The 10,612-nt window shown below is 37.9% G+C and carries 5 protein-coding genes; all 5 read left to right on the top strand.

Annotation, left to right across the window (positions count from 1 at the left end):
- The 5 genes from J7E57_RS08605 to J7E57_RS08585 all read left to right on the top strand — a co-directional run bounded on the left by J7E57_RS08605 (position 1) and on the right by J7E57_RS08585 (position 10,611).
- Positions 1 to 1,896 (top strand): RagB/SusD family nutrient uptake outer membrane protein, encoded by a 1,896-nt coding sequence (locus tag J7E57_RS08605; RefSeq protein WP_215127056.1) that lies wholly within the window; start codon positions 1 to 3, stop codon positions 1,894 to 1,896.
- Positions 1,897 to 1,943: 47 nt separating this feature from the next.
- Positions 1,944 to 2,933 carry a hypothetical protein gene (locus J7E57_RS08600; RefSeq protein WP_215127054.1) on the top strand — a complete coding sequence of 330 codons (990 nt, stop codon included), beginning with the start codon at positions 1,944 to 1,946 and terminating at the stop codon, positions 2,931 to 2,933.
- Between the two features lie 546 nt (positions 2,934 to 3,479).
- Positions 3,480 to 6,728, top strand: coding sequence for a SusC/RagA family TonB-linked outer membrane protein (locus J7E57_RS08595; RefSeq protein ID WP_215127052.1), 3,249 nt, complete (start codon positions 3,480 to 3,482; stop codon positions 6,726 to 6,728).
- 11 nt (positions 6,729 to 6,739) lie between these two features.
- Positions 6,740 to 8,563 (top strand): RagB/SusD family nutrient uptake outer membrane protein, encoded by a 1,824-nt coding sequence (locus J7E57_RS08590; RefSeq protein WP_215127050.1) that lies wholly within the window; start codon positions 6,740 to 6,742, stop codon positions 8,561 to 8,563.
- Positions 8,564 to 8,955: 392 nt separating this feature from the next.
- A complete protein-coding gene (locus tag J7E57_RS08585) occupies positions 8,956 to 10,611 on the top strand; it encodes a polysaccharide lyase family 1 protein (RefSeq protein ID WP_215127048.1) in 1,656 nt (551 codons plus the stop codon).
- Position 10,612 lies beyond the last annotated feature (1 nt).

Raw genomic sequence — 10,612 nt, 5'->3', positions numbered from 1 at the left:
ATGATTAATCAAATAAAAAACAATATAAAAAAAGCAGTAGCTATTTTAACTTTGGCTGCACTTTTGCCCGCTTGTGTAAATAAAGATGAGTTTTTCTTATTACCAGATACCGGCGGTATAGATCAGGCCATTTGGGATAATGAGGGTTCTGTACAGCTACACCTTAACAGAGTGTACGATGTAGCCATGTATCAATTCCCATTGCAGTTAACTCCTGACCGTTACGGTGTTCACTATGCAAGTGATGAAAATTATTTTCCAGATGGTGATGCAAACGCAAAAGCTGCACTTGGACTACAAGGGATATTAGGAAATAATGATGTTAGGTATTCCGGTAACAATTACAGCGGTAATCCGGGCCAAAATAAATACTGGGATATTGCCAGATGTAATGATGCTATTGCCAATCTTCCTAGCAGTACAATGCTTACCCAAAAAAAGAATGAACTGCTTGGACAATACTATGCGTTAAGAGCGATAACCTATTTCGAATTGGTTAAAGTTTATGGCGGTGTTCCACTTCCATTGACGCCACAAGGTGGTGATAGTATTTACGATGAAGGTAGAAGGCCTGCTAAAGAGTGTTTCGCAGCAATGTTAAGTGATCTAAATAATGCAATTATCCTATTAGAAGGTTTTGCACCAAATGATCTCGACGGAAGAGGTAAAATTACTAAATTGATAGCTACGTGTTTAAAAGCAAAAGTATTATTGTATTGGGCTAGCCCTCAGTTTAACCCTACCAACGATGCAAAACATCCTTACCAAGTTTCGAGATGGGCTGATGCTTTAACTGCTAATAAAGAAGCTTATGATATGTGTGTTTCGGCAGGTAAAAAATTAATGCCGAATTATTTGGATATTTTTCGTGTAGAAGGTACAAACAATACTGAAGCCATTCTGGTAAGAACCTATTCTAGTACGGTGCCAAATAGAGGGAATGGAACTGAACAGCGTGTAAGGCCAACATCTGAAGGTGGGAGTACTGGCTTTCCAAATACTTACTTTATGCCTACCACAAAAATGTTGGATGCTTATCCAATGAAAGATGGAAAACCATTAAATACATCTACGGCTTTTCCATATGATGCAACCATGTTCTGGCAAAATAGAGACCCGAGATTTGAAGCTACTTTTGCCACAAACGGATCCGCATATCCATTGAGTGGAAACACGAATAGAAAACAGTGGACTTACAACCTGGCCGTTGGAGAAAGCAGTGGAGTTGCTGTATATGTAAAGCGTTTTTCTACGCCTTCTTTAACAGCAAGTGCTTCTGCTTACAGTAGTTCCGTTGGCGGTGGAAGTGGTATGGATTGGATTGAACTTCGATTTGCAGAGGTAATGTTGAATTATGCCGATTGTATGAATGAAACAGGAAATATCGCAGGTGCAAAAGATTTAGTCAGACAAATCCGTCAAAGAGCCGGAGTAGTTGCCGGTGATTCAGATTACGGACTTGCGTTGGCAGGAAGCACGCCACAATTGCGGAACTTACTTCTTAACGAGAGACAAATTGAATTCGCTTTTGAAAATAAACGTAATTCAGATTTAAGAAGATCCCGCACCATGCACTTGTTAACCGGGAATATGTCAAAATTGGAAGTTCAGTTAGTGAATCCTCCATCAGGATCGGACCAAAAGGACAAAAAAGTATTAGAAGATCCAACGGTTCCTGGAGGTACAACATTATTCAGAGAAACTTTAAACATTAACGATAAAGCAACTTATACAAAGTATTTTAAAAATGTTGTGATAACAAACACTACGTATTTACCATATAACGTACCTGAATTTCATTACTTCTACACCTTCCATAATGATTTTGTGAGTTTTGGTAATAAAATCCTTCCAACAATTGGATGGGCTGGTGGCACATTTGACCCACTTGATTAGTATTTAAAGCATAAATGTTTCAGTTGATCTGATTAAAAATTAAAATAATGAAAACTAGATATATTAATAAGTTACTCATCGGGTTATGCCTAATTCTTTTTGCTTCTTGTAAAAAAGAATCGGCCAACATCTTTAACATGTTCGAAGACGTAACAGTAACTTTCAACAACAGCGATCCTCGTTGTGTTACTGATTATAAAGTAATTAACGACAAAGAAGAGGTATGGATTGATTTTACTATAAACTCTGCTAAAGAGGATATGTATTCTTACGTGTTTGAGGTTTCTGCAGGTACACAACAGGCTACACGTTATACGATTGCCATTACCGATCCTGCCCAACGCAGAAGCTTTTCAGCAATTATTAAACTTCCAAATACCACTGCTTTTCCAGCAGCCGCACTTCGTGATGGCAAACAAAGCTATCGTATCTGTGCGTTGAATGAAAAGGGGGTATTCATTGGTGATGGATATAAAAAAGTAACAGTTGATGTAAATCCAAGTTTTATGATTTATGCCAACAGAGATGTTTATTTGCCAGATACCGTTGCAAAATCTCTACCAAGCTTTTTATCACTTACAGATGCTATCGGTTTTAGTTATACAAATGCATCAGCTAATGCTGGGAAAATAGATTTTGGTATATATAGAAAACCAGGCTCCAATTCAACGGTTCAAACCCCAACCTGGGTAGTTAATTTATATTCTCCAAGTGTTGCTACTAATCCATTAACTGTTTATGATATTAGTGGCTTTAGTCCTAAAAGAACCACTAAATTTAGTCAGCCTGTTACCGGACAAGCCAATGCATTTCTGACTACGGCAATTTCTGGCTCTTCTATAGAGACTTTGGCTAAAGCAAGAGCAATTACTTTTAACGAAACTACTCAAACGCTTCCAGCTAATGGTTTGGCGGCAGGTAATGCGGTGTTTTTCCTTACGCCTGAAGGTAAATACGGTATGTTATATATAAATGCAGTTACTTCCGATTTACAGAAAAGACCTTTTATTAATGTGAGCATAAAAATTCAAAGGTAATTATGCTTTTTGGGCGGCTAATCCCCGTCAGAATTTGTAAGTCTTAAATAAAAAAAGAGAACAGCAATTTGTTCTCTTTTTTTATTTAAGAATGTTACATTTATATATGAATTTTATTCCTACCTTGTGTTGTCAATTTGAAATTGGATAAAGAATTATAGGATTTATTTTTTTCGTTATGATAATATCATACAATACAAAGCGAAAATTCTATAAAAAATAGCCATATAAAGCTTGCAATTTTGAAATATAATATACTTTCTAACCAGAATAAATATCAAGATCAAAGAAAAAAATGAGCCAATACATCCCATATTACCATCGATTTTTTTTTATTAGAAATCTGGGTTGATTCTTTTGTTATGAAATAATTTTTTACATCTATTTTCTCGGCTCTCTTAATACGCTCCATTTATAAAAGTTAAAACGATACTATAATTGCTCAGTTGATTAAAGGTTGAAAACTTTTGATCATTGAAGAGATAACAACATTAAAAGCAGACGGTAAATTGTCTAAATAGAATTAAAAACTAACCAAATAATAAGATGAACTTAAAATTTTTACGCAAAATTTCTTTGTCCTTGCTATTTATGCTATTGGCAAGCACAATCCTTTTTGCACAAGAGCGAAAGATTACGGGTAAAGTTGTCGATCAGGCTGATGGGCAGGGAATCCCGGGGGTAAACGTAAGTTTAAAAGGTGTTCCCAGCAATGTGAGCACCAATTCTGACGGTGTTTACACCATCCAGGTAAAATCGAACAGTGATGTATTGGTTTTTTCGTACATTGGCTATACCCGACAAACCATACCTGTGGGCACACAAACAACAATCAACATAAAACTCGTTTCTGATAACCAAAATTTAGATGATGTTGTAGTGGTGGGCTACGGTACACAAAAGAAAGTCACGTTAACGGGAGCAGTTTCTACCGTTAATATAAAAAGTATTGAAGATGTACCTGCGCTATCTTTAAGTGCTGCATTGCGTGGTTCTGCACCTGGTTTGTCTGTTTCTGGAGGCGCACAAAGACCAGGACAGGGTACTACCATAACTGTGCGTAATCCTGTTGTATACTCTAAAGACAGCCAGCAAGGTACCAATCCGATATTCGTAATCGATGATGTGATTAGAACCCAAGCCGACTTTGATTTATTGGATCAAAATGTGGTAGAGAGTGTTTCGATTTTAAAAGATGCAGAAGCCGCGATTTATGGCGTTTCTGGCGCTAACGGTGTTGTGATTGTTCGTACCAAAAGAGGAAGGACGGGTGCTCCGCGAATCAATTTCAGCAGTTCAGTAGGTTTCAACGATGCAACAAAACTACCCAACATGATGTCGGGTATACAGTTAGGTAATTTTGTTAACGATTATTTGAACGCTCAGGTTTACCAGCAAACATCTGCAGGAACGGTGGTAAATAACTTTATCAACGCTGATGGTTTTAAAGTAGTTAACAATGTAGCAGAAACCACCCGTCAGCCACTTTATTATACTCCAGATGAATTGGATTATTTCTCCGCAAACAACCATAACTGGTTGGCAGATGCCTTTCAAACCTCTAACATTTACCGCCAGGCCTTAAATATTAGTGGTGGCAGCGATAAGGTAACTTATTTTTTAGGTGGAGATTACATCACTCAAAACTCTAATTTTAAAGGGGTTAATTCTAGTAAATATGGTTTAAGGGCAAGTATTGATGCCAAACTTTCGAAAAGGTTAAACGTTTCCGCTTCAATCAGTACCGATGTTTCATCATCGCGCAGCTACTATTACAAGCTTAATAGCACTTCCGAAAGTTTGGATAATGACGTGGCAACTTTACAGAATGTTAATCCTTGGTCTGAATATTTTATCAACGGAAATCCTGTAATTTTAGGCGCAAGTAATACTGGTGGTTTAGAAAACATCAACTTTTTCTTAGTACAAAACTCAGATAATTTTACCAGTTCAAAGTCTTATGTGATGAATATGCTGGGTAAGGTTACTTACGAAATTCCTGGCGTTAAAGGATTAACCGCTACCGCTACAATAAATAAGAACATCAACAGTTCTAATGGTAAACAGTACGGAACTACTTTCAACTATTATAAATATTTAGGTACAGGTGCCAACAATCATATTCCCGGTGGAGTGCTCCAAGGCGTTTTCCCAATAAAGAATGGTGATAGGATTAGGCTTAATCCAGTATTTGCAGATAGTTACCAGTTAAATGCTGGCTTTAATTACAACAGATCTTTTGGTAAACACAATATATCAGCCATTGCACTCGTAGAGCAAAGAGAGCTTTCGTCAGAAGGCGTTGCAGCACAGGCAGAAGGAATTGTGGCAGGTGGACTACCTTATCAAAACTTTACTGTTGGAACACAAACTTCCAATCAATCCGGACAGGTAAGTGAAACAGGATTTCAGTCTTTAATTTCCCGTATCAATTACGATTACGATAACAAATACCTATTACAATTGGTATATCGTAGAGATGGTAGTTCAAGATTTGCTCCTGGCAAAAACTGGGGCGGTTTTCCAGCGGCATCTGTTGGATGGGTAGTTTCTCAGGAAAAATTCTTTAAAGATAAATTTCTGGGCATAAACCTGTTTAAATTGCGGGCATCAGTGGGTTTAACTGGAACAGATGCAACAAAAGCTTATCAATACCTGGCATCGTACAATCTAGGCACAGGAAGCAGTGGTGGTGCCGTGTTTAACGAAATTGACCGAAGTATTGCGATCAAAACCAATATTGCAATCCCAAATGGAGATGTAGTGTGGGACAGTTATTTAAAAACGAATTATGGTTTTGATATGGGGCTGCTTAAAAATAAATTATCCATCTCTGGAGAATATTTCTGGACACGTGGATACAATCTTTTATCTACACTAACATCTTCAGTACCTGCAACCATTGGTGCAGCGGTACCTACCGAAAATTTTGCTGAAGCCAATATGTTCGGCTACGAGATTAGCGTAGGCTATAAAGACCAGGTTGGAAAATTTAACTATAGTTTTACTCCATTTTATACCTGGTTCGACAACAAAAATATCAAATACGATGTTTCTAGTGCACAATTGGGTACCATTGACGATAATACGGGCTATTCTAGCGATAGAGGATATATTGGTTATAAATCTCTCGGTATTATCAGAACACAGGCAGAAGCTGATGCAATTATTGCACAAAGAATCAACGGATCGGCAGTGCAAAACGATCCAAAAAAGGTTAAAATCTTAAACGATATTCTGCAGCCTGGTATGATCAACTTTGAAGATGTAAACGGTGATGGTGTTATTGATACCAAAGACAGACAATTTGTTACCAAAAGGCAGAATAACCATAATAACTTAGGGCTAAACTTTAGTGCTGGCTATAGTGGTTTAAGCTTAAATGTAGTAATGGGGATTTCGTGGGGTGGTTACACCAGTATCGGTGGTTTAAAACCAAGTGGAACAAGTCCATCAGTATATGCCAACAGAGCATCATACTGGGCAGATCACTGGACACCCACAAATACGAACGCAGCTTATCCTAACCCATATTTTTCAAGCATTTATGAAAGTACTGATTTTTGGTTGGTGCCAGCAACCCAATTTGCCATTACAAATGCAAATTTAAGTTATGCCATCCCAACAAAATGGATAGAAAAAGTAGGTATATCAAGTTTAAGGGTATTTGCCCAGGCCACAAACCCAGTTCAGTTTATAAATCCATTCCCAGGGAATTATAGAGATTTCGCCAGTCCAGTAGGTACATACCCATCGCTTAAAACTTATTCATTCGGTTTAAACGTGGGCCTTTAATTTTAATTATCATGAAAAAGATTTATATCATAATTTTAGCAGCTTGTACTACATCATTGCTGTTTAGCAGTTGTAAAAAAGTGCTCGAAAAACAGGATTTAGGTAGTTTTACTGCCGATCAGGTTTATAACGATTCTACCACAACAAAATTAAGCATCGATTATATCTATAGCCAAAATCAACCGGCCTGGTTTGGCAACGTTGGTGGCTTTAGCGCTTCAGTTAGTTCGCTTTCAGAAGAGCAATATGGAGATAATGTTTTTGTTAAAGGTACAGCGACTATTGAGTCTGTAACCGATTTAGGTAATACGAATACTGCTGGAAACTACGTGAAGATTAGAACCATCAACATGTTCATCAGAGATGTTAATGCAGGTACACTAGATCCGGCAATGAAAAAGAGATTTAATGCACAGGCTTATTTTTGGAGAGCTTTCAGGTATTTTGAACTCGTAAAACTATACGGTGGCGTGCCCGTGGTGTTGGTACCATTGGATGCGGTAGGCGAAGATGCTAAAAAAGCGGCACTTTTGCCCCGTAACACAACTTCCGAAACTTTTGCTCAAATTGTTAGGGATTTAGATTCTTGTATTAAATATATTCCGGTAAAATGGCCAAAAAATGATGATTACGGCCGCATCACTAAAGGTGCTGCTCAAGCCTTTAAAGGGCGTGTGCTATTAACTTTTGCCTCTCCCGAATTTAATCCAAGTAATGTTTCTTCAAGATGGCAAGATGCTTATGCAGCAAATACGCAGGCAATAGCAACGCTATCTACAAATGGTTTTGGCCTGTACACTAAATTTGATGCAAGCATGTGGACAACAGAAGGAAGTGCAGGAGGAAGTACCCCACGCAATCCAGAAGCCGTGTTTGCAACACTTTATAATACAGGAACAACCGATATCGGGCAGAATAATAATACCTATCCCAATGCAACTGTTCCAAAATATATAGGAAGCACGGGTGGATCAAATCTGCCTACCTGGGATATGGCTTTGGCGTTTCCGATGAAGGATGGAAAGGATATAGGCGCATCAAAATATATTTATAGTCTGGGCACGTTTTATAAAGACAGAGATCCAAGATTTGATCAAACAATTGCTTACAACGGATGTAATTGGCCTTTAGCGGGCAATTCATCTTATAGATTGTGGACTTATTATTATACAAATGATAAAAATGTACTGGCCACTACTGAGCCATCAGGCGCCACTTCTTCGGGCTTGTATTTAAGAAAAGGAATAGACCCTGCTTTAACATTGGCTACTTTTCAAAATGCGGGTACGGATTGGATAGAGATCAGATATGCTGAAGTAATGCTAAATCTGGCAGAATGTGCGGCCGAAACGGGCCAAAGTCAGGAAGCTTATAACAATTTAATTAATATTAGAAAAAGAGCTGGCATAGAAGCAGGTGCTGATGGTTTGTATGGATTAACAGCTGGTTTGAGCGGAAACCAGTTAGTTGCAGCCATAATGAAAGAAAGACAAATTGAGCTTGCATTTGAAGGTAAACGCTTTTGGGATTTAAGGCGCAGAAAACTATTAGAAAGCACTTTAAACGGAAAGAGAAGATTAGGTGTTACCATAACACTTAAAAATACGGGTACAAAAACAGATTATATTTTAGGAACAAGAGATGCTTCTGCCAATACCAATCTGGATGCACTATATGCAAGTAGTTTTACCGTAACAACCAAACAACTTGATACTTACAATATTGCTTATCAGCCTGGAGTTTACTTTTTCGGTATTCCAACAGTATCATTAAATAACAATATTAACCTTGTCCAAAATAACACCTGGGGCGGGGCGTTCGATCCATTAAAATAAATGAACTAAGATCTTGGGGCGGTTTGCTCACCGCCCCGGTTTTTTTATATTTGGTTTGGAAAAGGGGACATTAATTTGTTTCCTTTTTTTTTATTTAAGAATGTTACATTTATATATGAATTTTATTCCTATCTTGTAACATGGCTGCGAGAATGAATTTAATTTGTTACAGGCATTTTTATCAATTGATAAGATGATACAATAGATAGCCAAAATTATACATTAAACGGGTGCTTTTTGCATGCAAATTTGAAAGATAATATACTTTCTAACCAAAATACTTACAAGGATAGACAAAGAAATGAGCCACGATTTTCAATATCAGCGATTAGATTTTTTCTGCCAGTTAAAAATATTTCGTAATTTCTTTCTCTTCCCAACGAACAACACAAATGAAAAAGAACATTTTAAATCTGTTGCTAACAACAGCATTAATACTCTCCGCAAATTATACGTTTGCCCAATATCCAAACATTCCTGCCAATATTAAAAAATCGTCTGATTCGATGATGAAAGAAGCCTATCACCAATCTGATATTGCCTGGGAGAAAGCAAAGCCTATTATTGCAAAAGAGGCCGCTCAGGGCAAACCATATATTCCTTGGGCGGGTAGACCAACCGATTTACCACAATCAGATTTATTGGCTTTTCCAGGTGCAGAAGGTGGTGGCGCTTATAGTTTTGGTGGCCATGGCGGTAGGGTAATTGTAGTTAAAAACCTAAACGATAAGGGACCTGGTTCTTTGCGTGATGCCTGTGAGCAAGGTGGTGCAAGGATTGTGGTTTTCAATGTTTCAGGGATCATCAGATTAAAAACTCCGCTTATTATCCGCGCGCCTTATATCACTATTGCTGGTCAAACCGCACCTGGTGATGGAGTTTGCGTGGCCGGCGAATCGGTTTGGCTAAATACACATGATGTGATTGTTCGTTTCATGCGTTTTAGAAGGGGAGAAACCTTTGTTGGTCGTAGAGATGATGCCATTGGTGGTAATCCCGTAGGTAACATTATGATCGATCACGTTTCGGCAAGCTGGGGATTGGATGAAAACATGTCGATGTACCGCCATATGTACAATGATAGTACAGGTAAAACCGAAGAAAAATTGGGAACGGTTAATATTACGATACAAAACTCTATTTTTTCAGAGGCATTAGATTATTGGAACCATGCTTTCGGTAGCACATTAGGTGGAGAAAACTGTGCTTTTGTTCGTAACCTTTGGGCAGATAATGGTGCACGTAACCCATCAATTGGCTGGAACGGGATTTTTAATTTTGCTAACAATGTGGTTTTTAACTGGAACAACCGCTCAACTGATGGCGGCGATTATACCGCACAATATAACATCATTAATAACTTTTATAAACCAGGTCCGGTTACCGAACTGAAAGATCCTATCAGTTACCGCATTTTAAAACCAGAATCTGGACGCAGTAAATTACCCTATGTTGTTTTTGGTAGGGCTTATGTAGCTGGAAATATAATTGACGGTAATGAAAAAGTAACCAAAAATAACTGGGATGGAGGGGTTCAATTGGAAGATAAAAAAGGAAATTTAATGTCATTCGACGAAGCAAGTAAATATTTCGCTGCGATGAAAGCTAAGAATCCATTTCCAATGCCTAAGATTAGCATTATCCCTACTTTAAAAGCTAAAGAATATGTACTGGCAAATGCCGGTGCCACTTTGCCAAAAAGAGATCCGGTTGATACCCGAGTAATTAAACAGGTTGCCACAGGTAAAATTGAAGTACATCCTGATGCTAAACCATCTGTTTTTCAGTTCGAACACCGCAGATTACCAGGCGATTCATACAAGCAAGGTATCATTACAGAAGTTTCTCAGGTTGGAGGTTACCCAGAATATAAAGGCACACCATATAAAGACAGTGATGATGATGGTATGCCTGATGCTTACGAGCTTAAAAATGGTTTAAACCCTAAGGATGCATCTGATGCTGCTAAAATTACAAAAAGTGGTTATGCGAACATCGAAGTATATTTAAATAGTGTTGTTCCGATTTCAATTGTTAAGCCCAACTAAT

The sequence above is a fragment of the Pedobacter sp. ISL-64 genome, from assembly GCF_018613605.1.
Lineage (GTDB): Bacteria > Bacteroidota > Bacteroidia > Sphingobacteriales > Sphingobacteriaceae > Pedobacter.
Note: the sequence above shows the minus strand (reverse complement) of the source record. Positions and strands in the feature narration are given on the sequence as shown.